Raw genomic sequence first — 20,929 nt, forward strand, 5'->3', positions numbered from 1 at the left:
CGGAGGCAAGGGAGAGCACATGAAACTCACCGTGGTCGGCGGAGGCTCGACCTACACCCCCGAACTCATCGACGGCTTCGCGCGGCTGAGGGACGTCCTGCCCGTCACCGAGCTGGTCCTGACCGACCCGGCGACGGACCGCCTCGACCTGATCGGCCCGCTGTCCCGCCGCATCTTCGCCCGCCTGGGCCACCCCGGCCGCATCGTGACGACCGCCGACCTGGACGCGGCGGTGGACGGCGCCGACGCGGTCCTCCTCCAGCTCCGGGTGGGCGGCCAGGCGGCCCGCCTCCAGGACGAGACATGGCCCCTGGAGTGCGGCTGCGTCGGCCAGGAGACCACCGGCGCGGGCGGCCTGGCCAAGGCGCTGCGCACGGTCCCGGTCGTCCTGGACATCGCGGAACGGGTCCGCCGCACCGCCCCCGACGCGTGGATCATCGACTTCACCAACCCCGTCGGCATCGTCACCCGCGCCCTGCTCCAGGCCGGCCACAAGGCCCTGGGCCTGTGCAACGTGGCGATCGGCCTCCAGCGCAAGTTCGCCGCCCTCCTGGACGTCGCCCCCGCGGAGGTCCGCCTCGACCACGTGGGGCTCAACCACCTCACCTGGGAAACGGCGGTCCACGTCGACGGCGAGAACGTCCTCCCCCGCCTGCTGGCCGACCACGGCGACACCATCGCCGCGGACCTCCGCCTCCCCCTCCCCCTCCTGAACCGCCTGGGCGTGATCCCCTCCTACTACCTCCGCTACTTCTACGCGCACGACGACGTCGTGCGAGAGATGCGCACCAAGCCCTCCCGGGCAGCCGAAGTGGCCCGCGTGGAAAGGGAACTGCTCGCCCTCTACGCGGACCCCGCCCTCGACGAGAAGCCGGCCCTGCTGGCCGAGCGGGGCGGCGCGTACTACTCGGAGGCGGCCGTCGACCTGGCGGCGGCCCTCCTGCGCGACGCGGGCCCGAAGCGCCAGGTCGTCAACACGGTCAACAACGGCGCCCTCCCCTTCCTCCCCGACGACGCGGTCGTGGAGGTCCCCGCGACGGTCACCACCAAGGGGGCGGAGCCCCTCCCCGTGGCTCCGCTCGACCCCCTCTTCGCGGGCCTGGTGGCGAACGTCACGGCCTACGAGAACCTCGCCCTGGAGGCGGCCCTGCACGGCGGCCGCGACCGGGTCCTCCGCGCCCTCCTCGCCCACCCCCTGATCGGCCAGTACGCGTACGCCGACCGCCTGACCGACGAGCTGATCGCGCACAACCGGGAGCACCTCACGTGGGCCTGACCGCGGCCGTCCTCGCCGTCGACGCGGGCAACAGCAAGACGGACGTGGCGGTGATCGCCCCCGACGGCACGGTGCTGTCCACGGCCCGGGGAGGGGGCTTCCGCCCGCCCGCGGACGGCCTGGAGGGGGCCATGACCGCCCTCTCCGCCACGGTCACCGAGGCCCTGGAGACGGCAGGCGTCCCCCGAGCGGCCCACGTCTCAGCCTGCCTGGCCAACGCGGACCTCCCCGTCGAGGAGAAGGAACTCACCGAAGCCGTCGCATCCCGTGCCTGGTCGGACACGGTCACGGTCCGCAACGACACCTTCGCCGTCCTGCGCGCGGGAGTTCCGGAACCCCGGGGCGTGGCCGTGGTCTGCGGCGCGGGCATCAACTGCGTGGGCCTGCGCCCCGACGGCCGTACGGCACGCTTCCCGGCGCTCGGCCGCATCTCGGGCGACTGGGGCGGCGGCTGGGCCCTGGCCGAGGAGGCCCTGTGGCACGCGGCCCGCGCGGACGACGGCAGAGGCGAAGCGACAGCCCTGACCACCGCTCTCCCCGCCCACTACGGCGTCCCCGGCATGCCCGCCCTGATCGAGGCCCTGCACCTCCACCGCATCCCGCCCCACCGCCGCCACGAGGCAGCCCCCGTCCTCTTCGCGACGGCGGCCCAGGGCGACCCCGTGTCCCGCGCCGTCGTCGACCGCCAGGCCGGCGAGATCGTCACGATGGCGACAGTGGCCCTCACCCGCCTGGACCTCCTGGACGAGGAGACCCCGGTCGTCCTGGGAGGCAGCGTCCTGGCAGCCCGGCACCCCCTCCTCATGGAGGGCATCCGCACCCGACTGGCGACCGCGGCCCCCAAGGCCGTACCCCACGTGGTCACGGCGAGCCCCGTCCTGGGGGCGGCCCTCCTCGGCCTGGACGACGTGGCGGCTCCCCCGGAGGCGCACGAACGCCTGCGGGCGCACTTCCCGTAGACGGGCTGCCGCCGCGTACGGCGGGAAGGGGACGGGGCGGGCACCCCGCCGGCAGCCGCGACCTCCCGAAACCGAACGGATTTCCCGGACGTCTTCCTGGGCAGGGTGGGGTGCGGCGGCCGGAACGTCCGGCCGTCACGCCGCAAGGGCACCAAGATCGTGCCAAGGCCGGTGCGGATGTCGCGCCCGACGGCGATACTTGCCGCGGAGGATGACCCTGGGGGAGGTCAGATGACACACACACCGCACACGGGCGCACCACCGACGCTGCCCGCGATCCCGTCGCAGCCGCCGGCCCCCGCGGCATCCGCCGTCCCCACCGCACCCGGCCGCGCCACCCCGCCGGCACCGCCCCCCGCACGCCGCCGCACCGCCTTCGCCGAGGGCGTCGACCAGCTCCGCCACGCCGCCACCACGGAACCCGGCCGGCTCCGCGTCATCGGCGCGTTCCTGGCCTCCCTCGTCGTCGCGTTCGGCGCGGTCACCGCCTGGCAGACGACGGACAGGGCCGCGGCCGCCGACGCCGTCCTCACCAGCAGCCAGCCCCTCACTTCGGACGCCGCGGACATCTACCGCTCCCTCGCGGACGCCAACACCGCGGCGAGCAGCGGCTTCCTCGCGGGAGGCCAGGAGTCCGCGGCCACCCGCGAGCGCTACGAACGCGACATCGCGACCGCCGCCGCGAAACTCGTCAACGCCGCGGCCGACGCGGCCCCCGGCTCCCCCTCCACGGAGACGATCACCGAGCTCAACCGCCTGCTCCCCGAGTACAAGGGCCTGGTCGAGCGCGCCCGCACCTACAACCGTCAGGGATATCCCGTGGGCGGCGCCTACCTGCGCTACGCGAACGAGAAGATGCAGCAGGAGATGCTGCCGGCCGCGCAGGACCTCTACACCAAGGAGAACCGGCGCCTCCGCTCGGACTACGCGGACGCCACCCCTCCCCCCTGGCCGGCGATCGTCCTCGGCCTGGCCACCCTCGCCGCCCTCGCCTGGGCCCAGCGCCGCACCTACCTCCGCACCCACCGCGTGCTCAACCCCGGCCTGGTGGCGGCGACGGCGGCAGCGGGCGTCGTCCTCCTCTGGCTGACCGCCGGTCACGTCCTCGCCCGCTCGCACCTCGACGCGTCGTACGACCACGGCGTCCGGTCCCTCGACGTCCTGCACGACGCCCGCATCGCCTCCCTCAAGGCCCGCGGCAACGAGAACCTCACCCTGGTCGCCCGCGGCGCGGAGACGAGGAAGGTCGGTGACGAGACCCTCGACGCCTACGACCACGACTTCACCCGCGACATGGACGCCCTCGCCGAGGGCCTGGCCCACGCCCGGCGTCTCGCGGACGACGACACCGGCGCGCAGCCGGTGACCGCCGCGCTGGGCGGCATGACGGAGTGGCGGAAGCGTCACGCGGCGGCCCGCGCGCAGGACGAGAACGGCAACTACCAGCAGGCGCTGGACATGGTGATCGGCGCGAAGGGCACGACGGGCGAATGCTTCGACGCCGTCGACGAGAGCCTGGCGCGGGCGCTGGAGCACGAGGAGGCCGAGTTCGCGGCGGCGGCCGGCGCCGGCCGGGACGCGCTGACGGGTCTGCCGACGGGGGCGGCGGTCCTCGGCGTGCTGGGCGCGGCGGGCGCGGTGCTGGGCATCGGCCGCAGGCTGTCGGAGTACCGATGAGGGAGCGGCGGACGACGAAGCCGGAGGGGGCCATGACCATGCGCGTACGACACCTGCGGGCCCGTCTGAAGGGCTGGGGCGGAGTGGGCGCGATGGCGGCGGCCTGCGTCGTCGCACTCGTCCTGGCGCTCGTCCTGACCTGCACGGGCTCGGCCGCCTCGCGGGCGGACGCATCCCACCGGGCGGGCGACCGCACCACCCGGGCCCTGACCGCCGACGCCCGCGCGGCCGACGACTGCGAGGCCCCCGAGAAGCAGACCCTGCCGCCGTCCCGCGCCGACGGCCCCGCCATCGCGGCGATCAAGGCCCGCCCCGGCGAGAAGCGCAAGCTGGTCGTCGGCGTGGACCAGAACAGCTACCGCTGGGGCTACCGCGACCCGAACAGCGGCGAGAGCGGCCGCCTCGAGGGCTTCGACATCGACCTGGTGCACCGCATCGCCAAGGACGTCCTCGGCGACCCGGACGCCGTCCAGTTCAAGGCGATCCCCACGGACCAGCGCATCCCGGCGATCCAGGACGGCCGGGTGGACCTGGTCGTCCGCACGATGACGATCACCTGCTCGCGCCTGGAGGACGTGGCGTTCTCCGCCCCGTACTTCAAGACGGGCCAGCAGGTGCTGGCGCCCAAGTCGTCCCCGGTCGAGGGGTACGACGAGACGCTCGCGGACCGGAGGATCTGCACGGCGAAGGGCTCGACGGCCCACGCGAAGCTGGAGGAGGACAAGAAGAGCGGCGTCCTGCCCGCGTCCACGGACATCTCCACCACCGTGCCCAACCAACTGGACTGCCTGGTGCGGCTCCAGCTCGGCGAGGTGGACGCGGTCGTCAACGACGGCGCCCTCGCGGCGAGCCAGGCCGCACAGGATCCGACGGTGGAGCTCAAGGGCGAGGCGTTCACGACCGAGTACTACGGCGTGGCGATGAAGAAGGACGCGGACGACCTGGTCCGCCGGGTCAACCAGATCCTGGTGGACTTCCGGCAGGACACCGCGGCCGGCTGGCAGGCCTCGTACACGAGGTGGCTCTCCGCCACGCTGGACGACGACCCGTCCGCGTCGAGGCCCCCGGCCCCGGAGTACCGGCGCCGCGGCTGACCACGCCCGACCCCGACTTCGACCCCGACCCCGACTTCGACCCCGACCCGAGCCCTTTGAACTCCCCTTGAATTCCCCCGCAGCGAAAGGTGATCGATGGCCGACACGGATTCCGCCGGGCCGGTGCTGGACCGGGACGAGGTGGACCGTGCGCTGGCGCGGCTCGGCGCGGAGCACGAGGCGATCGAGACCTCGCTCCTCGCCCTGCAGGACCACGCGGGCCGACGGTTGCTGGAGGGCGCCCGGCTCACCGGCGTCACCGCCGAGCGGTGGGCGTCCACGGAGGCGGCGATCACGCTGCTGTGGACCTACTTCGACGCGTACACGGACGTGTTGCGCACCGCACGGGACATCCGCGCCCGCCGCCGCTGGTCCAGCCGCGAGGACCTGGTGGAGCTGACGGAGCTGCTGCGCGGCGAGCCGGTGACGGTGGCCGGCAGCGCCGCGGCGGCGGCCCCGCACGGCGGTCAGGCCGGTCCGGGCGTGCTCAGCGAGCGCTACTCCCTCGCCGCCCTCGTCGACCGCATGAACGAGCTGTACGCGTCCTCGCTGGACATGGTGGTGGCCGCGGACGCGGTGTGGTCGGCGCTGCCCGCCCGGATCGATCTGCTGTCGGCGGAGCTGCGGCGCACGAGCAGGCTGGCGCACTCGGTCGGGGTACGCCCGGGCGAGCACCCGGCGGGCGACGACCTGGCGCGGATCACCCGCACGCTGACCAGGCTGCGCGAGCAGGTGGTGTCGGACCCGCTGGCGTTCTGGACGCCGGCGGAGGGCAGTTCGGCGCCGGGCGGCGGGAAGCCCGACACGACGGTGTACGACCGTGAGGCCCGCGCCCTGGAGGACGTGCGCCGCGAGATCGACGCGGTGCTGGCGGTCCGGCAGGACGCGGAGCAGCGCATCGTCCGGCTGCGGGACGTGCTGTCGCGCGCCGACCGCACGCTCGCCGAGGCGCGTACCGCGCGCGGCGAGGTGCTGGCGAAGATCGCGGCGACGGAGGTGCCGGTGGTCAGCGGCCCGCCGACGGCGCTGCAGGAGCAGGTGGCGACGGCGGCGGAGTACCGCAGGCACGCCCAGTGGCACCGGCTGTCCCCGCTGCTGGAGTCGCTGGAGCAGCAGGCGGAGGACGAACTGCTGCGCGCCCGCGAGTCGTTGACGGCGGTCACGGCGCCGCTCGCGGTGCGGGCGGAGCTGCGCGGCCGGCTGGACGCCTACAGGGCGAAGGTGTCCCGGCACGGGCTGGCCGAGGACCCGTTGCTGGTGGAGCGGTACGAGAAGGCGCGCCGCATGCTGTGGAGCGCGCCGTGCGACCTGCGTGCGGCCGAGCAGGCGGTCCTGCGCTACCAGCAGGCGGTGGCGGAGCTGCTGGGCGCCTCGCCCGGGGTGCCGGGGCAGGGGGCCGGCCCGGACGAGCGGAGGGGGCCGGGCGCGTGAGGGACGAGGGGGAGGCGGCCGGAGCGTGAGCGAACCGGAGAACCAGGAGCCCGCGGCGTCCGCGGCGCCCCCGCGGGAGCGGTCCGCCTGTCAGCGCCCCGAGTGCGACGGCGCGTACGACGACGTCGGCGGGGGCGAGCTGTACTGCGACACGTGCGGTCTGGCGCCCGTGGTGTCGCCGACGGGTCTGGTGGCGTCGCCCCCGACGGGCATCACGGCGGGCGGCCACGACGCGCACGGCTCGGCCGGCGCACGCTCGGGGAGCGCACGTTCGGGCAGCGCACGCGCGGGCGGCCACCGGAGCGGGCGCGGCGGCCGCAGTTCCCCCACGTCGTCCCGGTCGTCCCAGTCGTCGAAGTCGCGCCGCTCGGTGTCCGGGCGCCTGTCCCGTTCGCCGTCGGGCCGGACGGCGGCGGGCCGTTCGGTGTCGGTGCGCAGCTCGGGCGCGGGCGGTTCGGGCCGGGGCCGGCTCGGCGCGGGGCTGGTGCAGGTGCCGCCGGTCCCGCGGCCCGACCCGCGGCGGATGGTGCTGGACGCCCCGGAGGTGCCGGAGCGGAAGCGGTTCTGCTCGCGGTCGGACTGCGGGGCGCCGGTGGGCCGGGCCCGCGGCGGCCGGCCGGGCCGCACGGAGGGCTTCTGCACCAAGTGCGGCCACCCGTACTCGTTCGTGCCGAAGCTGCGCCCCGGAGACGTGGTGCACGGCCAGTACGAGGTGGCCGGCTGTCTGGCGCACGGCGGGCTCGGCTGGATCTACCTGGCCGTGGACCGGGCCGTGTCCGACCGCTGGGTGGTCCTCAAGGGCCTGCTCGACACGGGCGACCAGGACGCGATGGCGGCGGCCATCTCGGAGCGCCGCTTCCTCGCGGAGATCGAGCACGCCAACATCGTGCGGATCTACAACTTCGTCGAGCACCTGGACCAGCGCACCGGCTCCCTCGACGGCTACATCGTCATGGAGTACGTCGGCGGCAAGTCGCTGAAGGAGATCGCCAACGCCCGCCGCACGCCGGAGGGCCGGCGCGACCCGCTGCCGGTGGAGCAGGCGTGCGCGTACGGCATCGAGGCACTGGAGGCGCTCGGGCATCTGCACAGCCGCAACCTGCTGTACTGCGACTTCAAGGCCGACAACGCCCTCCAGACCGAGGACCAGCTGAAGCTGATCGACATGGGCGCGGTGCGCCGCATGGACGACGACGAGTCGGCCGTCTACGGCACGGTCGGCTACCAGGCGCCGGAGGTCGCCGAGGCCGGCCCGTCGGTGGCGTCCGACCTGTACACGGTCGCCCGCACGCTGGCCGTCCTCACCTTCGACTTCCAGGGCTGCACCAACGTCTACGCGGACTGTCTGCCCGACCCGGACACCATCGAGGTGTTCCGGCGGTACGAGTCCTTCTACCGGCTGCTGGTGCGTGCCACGGACCCGGACCCGGCGCGCCGGTTCGCCTCCGCGCAGGAGATGGCCGAACAGCTGACGGGGGTGCTGCGGGAGGTCGTCTCGCTCCGGTCGGGGCAGGCGCGCCCGGCGCTGTCCACCTTGTTCGGGCCGGAACCGCGGGTGACGGACGCGGAGTTGTTCCCTGAACTGGACGGTGACGTGTCCCGGCTGGGCGCCCGGCGTCCCCGGACCCTCATCCGTAGGGGCGCGTCCGCCCTGGTGTCCGGCGCGCAGGCCCCGGCGGCCCTCGCTCCCGCGCCCCACGCGCCCGGCACGGCGCCCGGCGCCCCCGCCTCCCTCGTCCGGCCCGTGGACTGCCCCGCGGCCGCCCTCGCGCTGCCCGTCCCGCACGTCCAGCCGGCCGACCCCGACGCCGGTTTCCTCGCCGGTCTGCTGGCGTCCGCGCCCGCCGAACTGATCCACGCGCTGGCCGCCGCGCCCGACCCGTCGACCGAGACGCGGCTGCGCGGGGTGCGGGCCCGGCTGGAGACGGGCGAGTGGGCGGCCGCGCTGGAGGCGCTGGGCGCGCTGGAGGCCGAGGACCCCGACGACTGGCGGGTGGTCTGGTACCGGGGCGTGGCCGCGCTCGTCACCGGCGACCACGAGGGCGCGGCGCTCGCCTTCGACGCGATCTACGACGCCTTCCCCGGCGAGATCGCGCCGAAGCTGGCGCTGGGTCTGTGCGCGGAGGTGCTGGGCCAACTGGACAACGCGGTCGAGTACTACCGCCTGGTGTGGGTCACCGACCCGAGCCACGTCAGCGCCGCGTTCGGGCTGGCCCGGGTGCGGCTGGCGGCCGGCGACCGGCACGGCGCCGTACGGACGCTGGAGTCGGTGCCGGAGTCCTCCATCCACTACACCGCCGCCCGCGTGGCGGCGGTCCGGGCGCGGCTGCGGGGGCGCACGGCCACCGCCGCCGACGCGCCGTTCCTGGACGACCTGACCGCCGCCGCCGGACAGGTCGAGGCCCTGGAGTCGTACGGTCTGGATCCGGCGCGCCGCGAGCTGTTGACGGCGGAGGTCCTCGGTTGCGGACTGGACTGGGTACTCTCCGGGGGCCAGGGTTCCGCTCCTCCCGCCGCCGGGGGGCGGACGCTGCTCGGCAGCGGCCTGGACGAGCGTGGCCTGCGCTTCGGCCTGGAACGCTCGTACCGCACGCTGGCCCGGCTGGCGCGCAGCAGCGAGGAGAGGATCGACCTGGTGGAACGTGCCAATCGTTACCGCCCCCGGACGTGGGTGTAGTTGATGTCGCAGATGCCCCAGCAGGCCGCGTTGTCGAAATGCCCGAGCTGCGAGGAACCCCTCGAGTCGGGTGATCGTTTCTGCGGCGCGTGCGGATACGACCTGTCGGCCGTCCCGGCGCGGCCGGTGGACGAACCGACGATCGCCATGAACGGCGCGGTGCCGCCACAGTCGGCGCGCCCCGCCCCGCCGCCCCCGCCCGCTCCGCCCGCCTGGCCCGCCCCCACCCCGGGCACGGTCCCCCCGGCCCCCCGTCCCCCCGAGGTCCGAGGTCCGGCACCGGGCGGCGGCGCCCCGACGGCGGACGCGCCCGCGTACCGGGGGCCGTCCGGCCCGTACGCGGCCCCGGGCGCACCGACGCCCGGCGTGAGCCCTGCCGCACCCGGCCCGCACGCCGCGCCCCCGGGGACATCGGCACCCGGCGCCCCGACGGCGGACGCAGCCGCGAACCCGGCGGCTGCCGGCCCGTACGCGCCGACCGCCGGCCCGTACCCGGCGGGGACCGGTCCGCACGCCGCGCCCGCGGGCGCCCCGACGGCAGACGATCCCGCGCACCCGACGGCACCTGACCCGCACCGTGCAGGAACCGGTCCGCACGCCGCGGTCCCGGGCGCGCCCGCGACCGGCGCCCCCTCCCCCGGTGTCCGGCTCGGCCGGCGGGCCCCGGCGGAGGCGGCCGACGGCGGGGCTTCCGTGACGGACGGGACGGACCTCGCGGCACCCGCCCGTCAACCGGCCCAACCGGACGAATACCCCCTGCAGGCGCCCGATCCGCGCGTGGCGGTCGAGGCGCACGCCGTGTGTGTGGCGTGCCGGGCCGGCCGGGTGGACGACGACGGCTACTGCGAGAACTGCGGCCACGCACAACCGCGCGAACGGGACCACATGGAACAGGAATGCGGCCCCGTGGCCGCGGTCAGCGACCGCGGACTGCGGCATCACCGCAACGAGGACGCCTTCGCCGTCGGCACGACCACGCTGCCCGACGGCTCCCCGGTGTCCGTGGCGGTCGTCTGCGACGGCGTCTCCTCGGCGACGCGTCCCGACGAGGCGTCACTCGCCGCCTCCCGCGCGGCGAACGCGTCCCTGCTGGACGCCCTGCCGCGCGGCACCCACCCGCAGCAGGCGATGCACGACGCGATCCTCGCCGCCTCCGAGGCGGTCGACGCGCTGGCCGGTGAGCAGCCCGCGGAGGCCCGCGAGCACGCCCCGCAGCAGAACGCGCCCGCCTGCACGATCGTCGGCGCGGTGGTGACCGCGGGTCTGCTGGTCGTCGGCTGGGTCGGCGACAGCCGGGTGTACTGGGTCCCGGTGGACCGTTCCGGCCCGGCGGCGCGGCTGACCGAGGACGACTCGTGGGCCGCGCAGATGGTCGCCGCGGGGCTGATGGGCGAGGCCGAGGCGTACGCCGACCACCGCGCGCACGCGATCACCGGCTGGCTCGGCGCGGACGCGTACGAACTGGAGCCGCACACCGCGGCGTTCAAGCCGGACCGCCCCGGTGTGGTCGTGGTCTGCACGGACGGCCTGTGGAACTACGCCGAGTCCGCGGACGAGATGGCCGAGGTGGTGCCCGCCGACGCCGCCGCGCGTCCCCTGCACGCCGCCCGCGTCCTGGTCGGTCACGCCCTCGACGGCGGGGGCCACGACAACGTAACAGTGGCGCTGGTGCCGTTCCCGGCCGTCCCCCGGGGGGCAGGATCGGCCTGAGGCCGCGAACCGCGCGCCGAGCGCCCGCATCCGCCCGCCGCATGCGCGTGCCGCGTACGGGGAGCCTCGTACGGGGAAGCTTCAACGGACCGGAGGGGACCGGTCCGTTGAGGACGTCGTCGCCCCGCGCCGTCGGGGCACCGGAGGGGGAGCGAGCCAGGCATGGCCAGATTCTCGAAATCGAACGTGCCGCAGTTCTCGGTGGACGTGTACCAGAACGAGTACCTGCCGGAGGGGGGCCGCGAGGTCAACGCGGTGGTGACGGTCACCGCGACCGGTGGCGGCACCGTCGGCAGCGCGGTGACGGCGCCGCACCTGTACGCGCCGGGCGAGGGTCCGTCGGCGGCGGTGGTCCTGATGGTCGACTGCTCGGGCTCGATGGACTACCCGCCGACCAAGATGCGCAACGCGCGGGACGCCACGGCCGCGGCGATCGACACCCTGCGCGACGGCGTGCGCTTCGCGGTCGTCGGCGGCACCCACCTGGCGCGCGAGGTGTTCCCGGGCGACGGCCGGCTCGCGGTGGCCGGACCGGAGAGCCGGGAGCAGGCCAAGCAGGCGCTGCGGAAGCTGAGCGCGGGCGGCGGCACGGCGATCGGGACGTGGCTGCGGCGCGCCGACCGGCTGCTGGCGTCGGCGGACGTGGCGATCCGGCACGGCATCCTGCTCACCGACGGCCGCAACGAGCACGAGTCGCCGGAGGAACTGCAGGCGGCCCTGGACGCCTGCGCGGGACGGTTCACCTGTGACGCCCGCGGCGTGGGCACCGACTGGGAAGTGAAAGAAGTCACAGGCATCGCCTCGGCCCTCCTCGGCACCGCCGACATCGTCGCCGACCCGGCCGGTCTCGCCGCCGATTTCACGCGGATGATGGAGGCGGCGATGGGCAAGGAGGTCGCGGACGTCTGGCTGCGCCTGTGGACCCCGGCCGGCGCCACCGTGACGTTCGTCAAGCAGGTCGCGCCGACGGTGGAGGAGCTGACCGGGAGACGCACCGAGGCGGGCCCCCGCACGGGCGACTACCCGCTCGGTTCCTGGGGTGACGAGTCCCGTGACTACCACCTCTGCGTGGCGGTACCGCCCGCCGCCGTGGGCCAGGAGATGCTGGCGGCCCGCGTCTCGCTGGTGATCCCGCGCCCTGGGGGCGCCTCCCGCTCGAGCGCAGCCGGGAGCGGAGGAGGGGGCGTGCAGAACCTCGGCGCGCAGGGCCTCGTGCGCGCCGTGTGGACGGACGACCTGGCCGCGTCGACGTCGGTCAACCCCCAGGTCGCCCACTACACGGGCCAGGCCGAACTGGCGGAAGTCATCCAGGAAGGGATGGATCTGCGCAAAGCGGAAGACAGGGACGGGGCAACGGCCAAACTGGGCCGTGCCGTTCAGCTCGCGAGTGCGTCCGGCAACGCGGATACTGCGAAACTGCTTTCGAAGGTGGTGGACGTCGTGGACGCCGCGACCGGTACTGTGCGACTGAAGGCGAAGGTCGAGGAGGCCGACGAGATGACACTCGAGACACGGTCGACCAAGACTGTTCGTGTGAAGAGATGATCTGCAAGTAAACGAGCCCGACCCTCAGGGGTTGGAGAAACCCGGTCGGAAACGACCGGAAAAGGAGAGGGGGAAGCGCCGACATGCCGACCTGCCCGAGCGGACACCAGTCGGGTTCCGACGACTGGTGCGAGGTGTGCGGTCACCGCATGGCGGGTGCCGTGCCTCCACCTCCTCCCCCGCCGCCGGCGCCCGGTGGCGGCGGCTACGGCTTCCCGCCTCCCGGTGGCCCCGGCGGCCAGGGCGGTCCCGGTGGCCAGGGCGGTCCCGGTGGCGGCTTCGGTGGCCCGGGCGGCGGTCCGGGGGGTCCCGGCGGCGGCTACGGGGGTCCGGGTGGCCCGGGCGGCCCCGGCACGCAGCCGGAGCTGTGCCCGCAGTGCCGCACGCCGCGTGAGGGCGGGGCGCCGTTCTGCGAGGAGTGCCGGTGGAACTTCCTCACCAACACGGCGACCTCGTACACCCCGGCCGCCCCTCGCCCGCCGGCCCCCGGCCCGGGCGGCCCCGGTGGTCCGGGCGGTCACGCCGGCCCCGGCGGCCACGGTGGTCCTGGCGGCCCCGGTGGCCCCGGCGGCCCCTACGGGCAGCAGCCGCCCGGTCCGTCGTACGGCGGCCGTGACGGGTTCGACTACCAGGGTTCGCGTCCCTCGCAGGTGAACCGGCCCGCCGAGCCGATCCCGCCGGGCCCGCCCGGCTTCGGCGGCGAGCCCTCGCGCCCGGTCCCGCCCCCGCCCGGCCCCGGCGGTCACGGCAACCCGGGCGGTCCCGGCGGTCACGGCGGTCACGGCAACCCGGGCGGTCCTGGCGGTCACGGCGGTCACGGCAACCCGGGCGGTCACGGCAACCCGGGCGGTCACGGCGGCCCTGGTGGTCCGCACGGCCCCGGTGCCCCGCAGGCGTTCCACTCCGGTCCCCCGGCCCCTCCCGGTTTCCCGCAGGAGACCGGCCGCCCGCCGCAGGGCGGCGGCCCGTCGTACGGCGGCGGTGAGGACGACTGGATGATCCCCCCGCCGACCGGCGGCCAGGGCGGCCCCGGTGGCCCTGGCGGCCCCGGTGGCCCTGGCGGCCCCGGTGGCCCTGGCGGTCCGCACGGCCCCGGCGGGCACGGCGGTTACGGCTACCCGCAGCCCGGCGGCACCCAGGCCCCGCCCGGCCCCGGCGGCTTCCCGCAGCAGCCGCGGCAGCAGCAGGGCCCGGTCACCTGGACCGCCACCATCGGCCCGGACCGCGAGTACTTCATGGCGATGATGCAGCGCTCCGGCCCCGAGGCCGCGGGCCTGAACCTGCCCGCGTACTCGCCCGAGCAGCAGCGCACGCTCACCGGCAACCAGATCACCATCGGCCGCCGCCGGCACTCCACCGGCGACACCCCCGACATCGATCTGTCCACTCCGCCGGAGGACCCGGGCGTCTCGCACCAGCACGCGGTGCTGGTGCAGCAGCCGGACGGCAGCTGGGCGGTCGTCGACCAGAACTCGACGAACGGCACGACGGTCAACGGTTCCGAGGAGCCGATCCAGCCGTTCGTCCCGGTCCCGCTGCAGGACGGCGACCGGGTCCACGTGGGCGCCTGGACGACGATCACCATCCGCCGGGGCTGAGCGCCGGCAACGGCCAGACGTACCTCCCGCCGGGGTCGTCCAGCCAGGCCCGGCCGCCCTCGGCGTCGACGGTCAGGCCGTAGCGTTCACGCTGCGGCCTGCCCTCGCGCTCCCACAGCTCGTACGCCTCGCGCGGGCCGAGCACCCCGGCGGTCAGCTCCAGCAGGAACCGGAACAGGTCGCTCCTGCGGGCCGCGGACGGCAGTCCCTCCGGGACCGGCGGCTCCGGCGGGGGCGGGCCCGCGCCCCGCAGCGGCACGAAGTAGGCGGGCGTGCGCAGGAAGCCCCCCTCGGCGTGGTCCGCGTCGCGCACGGTCAGTGCGATCAGCCCGGTGGCGTACGGGCCGAGGACCACCCCGCCGGGACGGCACTGGGCGAGCCAGGCGCGCGGCACGGACGGCAGCGCGCAGGTGGCGATGATCCGGTCGTAGGGCGCGCGTGCCGGAACCCCGCGCGCCCCGTCGCCGGTGACGACGGCCGGACGGTGTCCGGCGGCCTGGAGGTGGCGGCGGGCCGCCTCGGTGATCTCCGGGTCCACGTCGACCGTGGTGACCAGACCGTCGTCGCCGAGCCGGTGGCAGAGCAGGGCGGCGTTGTACCCGCTGCCGGTGCCGATCTCCAGCACCCGGTGGCCGTCCCCGACGCGCAGCCCGGCCAGCATCAGCGCCATGAGGGAGGGCTGGCTGCTGGAGGAGAGCAGGTCGCCGTCGCGCATCCGGATCGCCAGCGGGGCGTCCTCGTACGCACCGCGCAGCCACCGCTCGCGCGCGGCCGGATCGGGGTGCTCGCGCCAGCGGCGCTCGTACCCGCCGGCGACGCCCACGTAGTAGTACGGCACGAACAGATGGCGCGGCACGGCGGCGAACGCCTCCCGCCACACCGGGTCCGCCTCGAAGGCGCCGCTCGCCTCGATCTCCCGCACCAGCGCCGCCCGCGCCGCGCGGGCGAGGTCCTCACCGCTCTCCGGGTGCCCGTCCACCTCTCCACCGTAGGCCGGCGGGCGGGGTCCTAGGCCTTGAGTCCTATGCCGTGGCGTCTGAGACCATGGACGGCGTGACAGAGATTCGGCGCGGCACGCTTCAGGAGCAGACCTTTTACGAGCAGGTCGGCGGGGAGGAGATCTTCCGCCGGCTCGTCCACCGTTTCTACCGGGGAGTGGCGGAGGATCCGCTGCTGCGGCCCATGTACCCGGAGGAGGACCTGGGTCCGGCCGAGGAGCGGCTGGCGCTGTTCCTCATGCAGTACTGGGGCGGTCCGACCACCTACAGCGAGAACCGGGGCCATCCGCGGCTGCGGATGCGGCACGCCCCGTTCAAGGTCGACCGGGCGGCGCACGACGCGTGGCTGAAGCACATGCGGGACGCCGTGGACGAGCTGGGGCTGTCCGAGGAGCACGAGCAGACCCTGTGGAAGTACCTGACCTACGCGGCCGCCTCCATGGTCAACTCCCCGGGCTGAGCGGCCACGCCCCTCAGGGGGCGCCGCACCGCATCGCGGTCCGCCCGGACGGCAGCGGGCGGGAGCGGAAGGGTGCGGGCGTCAGCGGACGCTGAGTCCGAGGGCGCCCACGCCCGCCCGCCGCACCGCGACCGACCCGTACGGCGTCCGCAGCCGCAGCCACGCCCCGGACGAGAACAGCGCCTGGTCCTCGCCCCGCAGGAACCCGAGTGACTGCGCCGCGTGCACGGCGCGCACGGGCAGAGCGGTGTCCGCGACCGCGCGCGACCATATCTCCCGCCCGATCCGGTCGAGCTCGGCCCGGGTGCGCTGCTCGGGCGCCAGCCCCTCGGTGCGGGCGCGGAACTCGGCGACCGACGCGGCGACGACCCCGCGCAGCCGCGCGGGGTCCGGCAGACCGGGCTCGGCGCGCCAGCCGCCGCGCGGCGGGAGCACCCCGGCCCACGGCGGCCCGGTGACCGCGCCCGGCACGGCGGCGGTGGCGGCGGACTCGTCCACCGACTCCAGCAGCTCACCGGCGGAGACGGTCACGTCCAGCACGGCGTCGAGCCCGTTCTCGTACGGCTTGGCCAGCCGCACGGCGCGGATCGCCAGCACCTCGAACGAGGGGGGCCGGCCGAACACCGCGAGCGCCGTCCCGGCCGCCTGGAGACGGACGGCGGCGCCGCGGTCGTAGTGCAGCAGCCGGGACAGGAAGGCCGCGAGATCCGCGGCCTCCCCCTCGTCGGCGAGGTGGAGCACCGTCATGCGGCGACGGCCTCCTCCTTGTCACCGGCGGTGGCGTCGTCCGTGTACTCCTCGAGGAACGCCCGCTCCTCCGCGGTGAGCCGCCGGGGACGCTGTGCCTCGAAGTCGAACGGCACGATCACCGTCGACGCGCGGACGTAGACCAGGTCGTCGTCCTTCACCTCGTAGGTGAGGGTGAAGGACGCCGCCCTGATCTCCGTGACCCACAGCTCGATGTCGACCGGGTGGTGCCGGTGCACGAGCTGCCGCTTGTAGTCGATCTCGTGGCGCGCCACCACGGACCCCTGCTGGAAGTCCTTCTCCGGGCGGAACAGGAAGTCGATGCGCGCCTCCTCCAGGTAGCGGAGGAACACCACGTTGTTGACGTGGCCGTACGCGTCCATGTCCGCCCAGCGCAGCGGGCAGCGGTAGATGTGCCGCAAGAGATCAGCCCCGGGTCAGCTTCTTGTAGGTGGCGCGGTGCGGACGCGCGGCGTCCGGGCCGAGCCGCTCGACCTTGTTCTTCTCGTACGACTCGAAGTTGCCCTCGAACCAGAACCACTTGGAGTCGCCCTCGTAGGCCAGGATGTGCGTGGCCACGCGGTCGAGGAACCACCGGTCGTGGGAGACGACCACGGCGCAGCCGGGGAACTCCAGCAGCGCGTTCTCCAGGGAGGAGAGCGTCTCGACGTCGAGGTCGTTGGTCGGCTCGTCGAGGAGCAGCAGGTTGCCGCCCTGCTTGAGGGTGAGCGCGAGGTTGAGGCGGTTGCGCTCACCGCCGGAGAGCACACCGGCCGGCTTCTGCTGGTCCGGGCCCTTGAAGCCGAACGCGGACACGTACGCCCGGCTCGGCATCTCGACCTGGCCGACGTTGATGTAGTCGAGGCCGTCGGAGACGACCTCCCACAGCGTCTTCTTCGCGTCGATGTTCTCGCGGCTCTGGTCGACGTACGAGATCTTGACCGTGTCGCCGACCTTGATCGTGCCGGAGTCGGGCTGCTCGATGCCCTGGATCATCTTGAACAGCGTGGTCTTGCCGGCGCCGTTCGGGCCGATGACGCCGACGATGCCGTTGCGCGGGAGGGTGAAGCTGAGGTCGTCGATGAGGAGCTTGTCGCCGAAGCCCTTGGTGAGGTTGCTGACCTCCACGACGACGTTGCCCAGACGCGGACCCGGCGGGATCTGGATCTCCTCGAAGTCCAGCTTCCGCATCTTGTCGGCCTCGGCGGCCATCTCCTCGTACCGCGCGAGACGGGCCTTGGACTTGGCCTGCCGTCCCTTGGCGTTGGAGCGGACCCACTCCAGCTCTTCCTTGAGGCGCTTCTGCCGCTTGGCGTCCTTCTGCCCCTCGACCTTGAGGCGGGCGGCCTTGGTCTCGAGGTACTTGGAGTAGTTGCCCTCGTAGCCGTGCAGCCGGCCGCGGTCGACCTCGCAGATCCACCCGGCGACGTTGTCGAGGAAGTACCGGTCGTGGGTGACGGCCACGACGGTGCCCTCGTACTTGGCGAGGTGCTGCTCCAGCCAGTTCACCGACTCGGCGTCGAGGTGGTTGGTGGGCTCGTCGAGCAGCAGCAGGTCGGGCTGCTCCAGCAGCAGCTTGCACAGCGCGACGCGGCGCTTCTCACCACCGGAGAGGTTGGTGACGGGCCAGTCGCCGGGCGGGCAGCCGAGGGCGTCCATGGCCTGCTCGAGCTGGGCGTCGAGGTCCCAGGCGTTCGCGTGGTCCAGCTCCTCCTGCAGCTTGCCCATCTCTTCGAGCAGCGCGTCGGAGTAGTCGGTGGCCATCTGCTCGGCGATCTCGTTGAACCGGTCGAGCTTGCCCTTGACCTCGGCGACGCCGTCCTGCACGTTCTCCAGGACGGTCTTCGACTCGTCCAGCGGCGGCTCCTGGAGCAGGATGCCGACGCTGTAGCCGGGCGTCAGGAACGCGTCGCCGTTCGAGGGCTGCTCCAGCCCCGCCATGATCTTCAGAACGGTCGACTTACCGGCACCGTTCGGGCCGACGACACCGATCTTCGCCCCGGGGTAGAAGCTCAGGGTGACGTCGTCGAGGATCACCTTGTCGCCGTGCGCTTTGCGCGCCTTGCGCATGGTGTAAATGAACTCAGCCAAGAGAAACCGTCCGGCAACTTGAAATCTGGCAGTGGGCAGATACACCCCATCTTGCCCGACCGCCACCCCTGGGGGGAAACCCGTTCCGCCGGACCCCTCTGACCTGCTGTTTCGTCCGGCCGCCGCGTCAGGACACCGACACGCTCCGCAACCGCGGGCGCACCTCGGCTCCGAGGTGCGTCGCGCCACTTCGGCATGTCCGCCAGCGCCGGCGGGCTCACCGCCGTCCTCCGCGGTCGAGCCCGTACCCGCCCGCGTCCGTCAGCCGTTGCGGCCGGAGGCGTCCTGCCGCTGGCGAGTGATGACCAGGCCCGCTCCGCCGAGGACGACCAGGGCTATCGCGGTACCGGCGATCCACGGAGTGGCGCTGGAGGCGCCGGTCGCGGCGAGGTTGGTCTCGGTGACCGGGGCGGCCAGCGGGGTCGGCGTCGGACCCGTGAGGGTCTGGGTCGTCGTGCCCACCTCGGCGGCCCGGGTGCGGCAGTCGAGCATCCCGGTGAAACGCTGCTGGAACCCGTCCGGTCCCTCGACGGTGAAGTCGTACGGCTGGTCCTCGTTCAGCGGCACCGTCACCGTGTCGGAGGCGCCGGCCGCGACGGTGTGCTCCGAGCCCGCCAGCTCGAACGTCAGCGGGGCGTCACCCCGGTTGGCGACGGTGACGTCCACACCGCCCTTGGCGCAGTTCTCGCGGGCCGAGACCGCCGGTATCGCGCCTTCCTCCGTCCAGCTCGCGCCGGCCGTCGCCGAGACGGTCGACTCGCTGGACCCGGCCAGGATCTGCGTCTGGCTGCGGCTCTCGGAGACGAAGGCACGGCCCACCGGCACGCTCGTCGTCGCCTGCACGGTCAGCTGGGCGGTGCCCGCCTCCGCGTCCTGAGGGACCTCGACGAACAGCTTGCCGCCGTTGCGGGCGGTGGTGACCGGCTCACCGTCGGCGTCCACGATCCGTATGCCGGAGGTCGCGGCGTCGGCCGGCGGGGAGACCGTCACGCCGGCCGCGTCGGTGCGGACCGTGACCGGGCCGAGCCTCTCGCCCGGACGGCCGGCGACGACCGGCGGGTCCAGGGTCAGCGACGCCTGGGGCTCCGCCACGTTCCGCGCCTTCTTCTCGAGGTAGTCGGCGAGCTGCTCGGCCTGCGGGTCGAGCGCCTCGACGTCCACGTCGTCGGAGTGGCGCCATATCGCCACCTGGGTGCCGGCCGCCGCGTCCTGCTCGGTGAGCTGACCCCGCACGCCCGCCTTCTTCGCGAGCGCCGCCAGGTCGTTCACCTGCGGGTAGGAGTGCTCGAGGATCCAGAGGATCCGGCCGGCGTCCTCGTTGGCGCCGAGGGAGGTGCCGCTCCAGGAGGTCTCGTGGTACTTGGCGTCCTGCTGGGTGGGGGTGTGGATGTCGACGCAGTAGGTGTGCAGCATGCCGCCGCCCTCGACGGACAGCTCGAACAGCCCCGCCGAGACCTGGGTGTCGCCGGCGGGCCCGTGTATGACGGCGGCGCCGTACGTCTTGAGTCCGTCGATGGTGGCGGCCGCTCCGTTGTGCTGCGGCATCGTCCCGGTGTCACCTGCGGTGGCCGTCCCCGCACCGGCGAGCACGGTGGTGGCGACGAGTCCCGTCACCAGCGTCCCCGCTGCGAGGCGGGCCGACCCACGTCCGCGCAGACGCCGCGCGGAGAACGAAACAGACACCGAATTCCCTTCCGAGCAGGACCCGTTGACGTGGGGGGCGGTCCCACCAGCAGAATCTCCGGCTCCGGGGACCCCCGGAGCCATGCCCGGCATCCTAAGGAGCCGTCGGACAGCGCTTGCCGGTGATCGCGCCGGAGCGATGATCCGAATCGGAATCGTTATCGCCGGAGCGACGTCGAAGAGAACTTGTCGACAAATCCACGCGGGACGGTTCGGTGCGCACCCGCCGATAAGCCCCGGTTCGGACAGCCGCCGTACCGGAGACCGCCACCCCTGAGCTCACGTCATCACGACGGCCTGCGGCCGTAGTTGTGGCGCGTCGCCGCTCTCCGCATCGGCTCCGGTCGTCCCGTCGGCCGGTGGTGACGACGCCGGGTCCGTCTCCCAGGCGGGCTCAGGGCGGTCCGGTGCGGGGGTGGTCTCCGGGCGGGGCGCGCGGCGGAAGGCGGTGGTTCCGCGGGCGAGGTCGTGCCCGATGGACACCGCGTCGATGTCCGCCGACATCCAGTCGGGCTGCCCCTCCCGTGTCTCCGTACGCACCTTCAGCCGGCCCTGCACGACCACCGGTTCGCCCACCGACAGGGACGCCGCGGCGTTGGCGGCGAGCTGCCGGCTGGCCCACACCGTGAAGAAGTTGGTGTGTCCGTCGGCCCAGGCGCTCTTCTCCCGGTCCCAGTAGCGCGCGGTGACCGCGATCCTGAACCTCGCCGACGGCCCGGAGACCGTCTCCCGGTACACCGGCCGCGTCGCCACGTTGCCCACCACGCACACCACCGTCTCGTTCATCGCGTTTCCCTCCCTGGTCCGGCCCCCGCCGGCTCTCGCACCGGCGCCGGGACACGCGTACGGGCCCGTCCCGTACGGCTGCCGTCTGGCGCGGTGGCCGCGGACCGCCTCGCGATCCGTGGTCACCGCGCCGTCAGACTGCCGCCGCCGGGCCGGGCCCCGCCGAGCGCTGTGGACCACCCCCGCCCTGGGGAAAA

At 74.2% G+C, this 20,929-nt stretch carries 16 protein-coding genes; 10 read left to right on the forward strand and 6 right to left on the reverse strand.

The genetic code is table 11. The features are described 5' to 3' along the window. The first annotated feature begins 19 nt into the window (after positions 1-19). From ACIQ8B_RS12180 to ACIQ8B_RS12220, 9 genes are all read left to right on the forward strand, one after another. The gene (locus tag ACIQ8B_RS12180) at positions 20-1,276 is read left to right on the forward strand and encodes a 6-phospho-beta-glucosidase (RefSeq protein WP_403546611.1); all 1,257 of its coding nucleotides are present in this window, start codon (positions 20-22) and stop codon (positions 1,274-1,276) included. After that, positions 1,267-2,235 carry an N-acetylglucosamine kinase gene (locus ACIQ8B_RS12185; RefSeq protein ID WP_403546612.1) on the forward strand — a complete coding sequence of 323 codons (969 nt, stop codon included), beginning with the start codon at positions 1,267-1,269 and terminating at the stop codon, positions 2,233-2,235. Before ACIQ8B_RS12180 ends, ACIQ8B_RS12185 begins: the two co-directional genes overlap by 10 nt. A gap of 231 nt (positions 2,236-2,466) precedes the next feature. Continuing rightward, positions 2,467-3,912: a hypothetical protein gene (locus tag ACIQ8B_RS12190; RefSeq protein ID WP_403546613.1), complete on the forward strand. Its 1,446-nt coding sequence runs from the start codon at positions 2,467-2,469 to the stop codon at positions 3,910-3,912. Positions 3,913-3,950: 38 nt separating this feature from the next. Further along, the gene (locus tag ACIQ8B_RS12195) at positions 3,951-5,006 is read left to right on the forward strand and encodes a glutamate ABC transporter substrate-binding protein (RefSeq protein ID WP_403546614.1); all 1,056 of its coding nucleotides are present in this window, start codon (positions 3,951-3,953) and stop codon (positions 5,004-5,006) included. Positions 5,007-5,102: 96 nt separating this feature from the next. Continuing rightward, complete coding sequence (locus tag ACIQ8B_RS12200) at positions 5,103-6,437, forward strand: hypothetical protein (protein ID WP_403546615.1); 1,335 nt, start codon at positions 5,103-5,105, stop codon at positions 6,435-6,437. 25 nt (positions 6,438-6,462) lie between these two features. Continuing rightward, the gene (locus ACIQ8B_RS12205) at positions 6,463-9,114 is read left to right on the forward strand and encodes a tetratricopeptide repeat protein (protein WP_403546616.1); all 2,652 of its coding nucleotides are present in this window, start codon (positions 6,463-6,465) and stop codon (positions 9,112-9,114) included. A 3-nt stretch (positions 9,115-9,117) separates the two neighbouring features. Then, complete coding sequence (locus ACIQ8B_RS12210) at positions 9,118-10,824, forward strand: protein phosphatase 2C domain-containing protein (RefSeq protein ID WP_403546617.1); 1,707 nt, start codon at positions 9,118-9,120, stop codon at positions 10,822-10,824. A gap of 162 nt (positions 10,825-10,986) precedes the next feature. Further along, the gene (locus tag ACIQ8B_RS12215; protein ID WP_403546618.1) at positions 10,987-12,369 is read left to right on the forward strand and encodes a VWA domain-containing protein; all 1,383 of its coding nucleotides are present in this window, start codon (positions 10,987-10,989) and stop codon (positions 12,367-12,369) included. Positions 12,370-12,452: 83 nt separating this feature from the next. Beyond that, positions 12,453-13,967: an FHA domain-containing protein gene (locus ACIQ8B_RS12220; RefSeq protein ID WP_403546619.1), complete on the forward strand. Its 1,515-nt coding sequence runs from the start codon at positions 12,453-12,455 to the stop codon at positions 13,965-13,967. Here ACIQ8B_RS12220 and ACIQ8B_RS12225 read toward each other — a convergent pair. Next, positions 13,948-14,946 (reverse strand): methyltransferase domain-containing protein, encoded by a 999-nt coding sequence (locus ACIQ8B_RS12225; protein ID WP_290009694.1) that lies wholly within the window; start codon positions 14,944-14,946, stop codon positions 13,948-13,950. The two genes, ACIQ8B_RS12220 and ACIQ8B_RS12225, sit on opposite strands and share 20 nt — an antisense overlap. A gap of 65 nt (positions 14,947-15,011) precedes the next feature. Between ACIQ8B_RS12225 and ACIQ8B_RS12230 the strand changes: the two genes are divergently transcribed. Further along, the gene (locus ACIQ8B_RS12230; RefSeq protein WP_403546776.1) at positions 15,012-15,425 is read left to right on the forward strand and encodes a globin; all 414 of its coding nucleotides are present in this window, start codon (positions 15,012-15,014) and stop codon (positions 15,423-15,425) included. Positions 15,426-15,506: 81 nt separating this feature from the next. Here ACIQ8B_RS12230 and ACIQ8B_RS12235 read toward each other — a convergent pair whose 3' ends face one another. The 5 genes from ACIQ8B_RS12235 to ACIQ8B_RS12255 all read right to left on the reverse strand — a co-directional run bounded on the left by ACIQ8B_RS12235 (position 15,507) and on the right by ACIQ8B_RS12255 (position 20,732). Next, positions 15,507-16,172, reverse strand: coding sequence for a hypothetical protein (locus ACIQ8B_RS12235; protein WP_403546620.1), 666 nt, complete (start codon positions 16,170-16,172; stop codon positions 15,507-15,509). Next, the gene (locus tag ACIQ8B_RS12240) at positions 16,169-16,594 is read right to left on the reverse strand and encodes a thioesterase family protein (protein ID WP_106414182.1); all 426 of its coding nucleotides are present in this window, start codon (positions 16,592-16,594) and stop codon (positions 16,169-16,171) included. The genes ACIQ8B_RS12235 and ACIQ8B_RS12240 overlap by 4 nt, the downstream gene beginning before the upstream one ends. Positions 16,595-16,598: 4 nt before the next feature. Next, positions 16,599-18,263 carry an energy-dependent translational throttle protein EttA gene (gene ettA, locus ACIQ8B_RS12245; RefSeq protein WP_106414181.1) on the reverse strand — a complete coding sequence of 555 codons (1,665 nt, stop codon included), beginning with the start codon at positions 18,261-18,263 and terminating at the stop codon, positions 16,599-16,601. Between the two features lie 261 nt (positions 18,264-18,524). After that, positions 18,525-19,946: a Cys-Gln thioester bond-forming surface protein gene (locus ACIQ8B_RS12250; RefSeq protein ID WP_403546621.1), complete on the reverse strand. Its 1,422-nt coding sequence runs from the start codon at positions 19,944-19,946 to the stop codon at positions 18,525-18,527. 279 nt (positions 19,947-20,225) lie between these two features. Further along, positions 20,226-20,732: a single-stranded DNA-binding protein gene (locus ACIQ8B_RS12255; protein WP_403546622.1), complete on the reverse strand. Its 507-nt coding sequence runs from the start codon at positions 20,730-20,732 to the stop codon at positions 20,226-20,228. Positions 20,733-20,929 lie beyond the last annotated feature (197 nt).

Origin of the sequence: Streptomyces sp. NPDC096105 (assembly GCF_044763335.1) — a bacterium.
Lineage (GTDB): Bacteria > Actinomycetota > Actinomycetes > Streptomycetales > Streptomycetaceae > Streptomyces.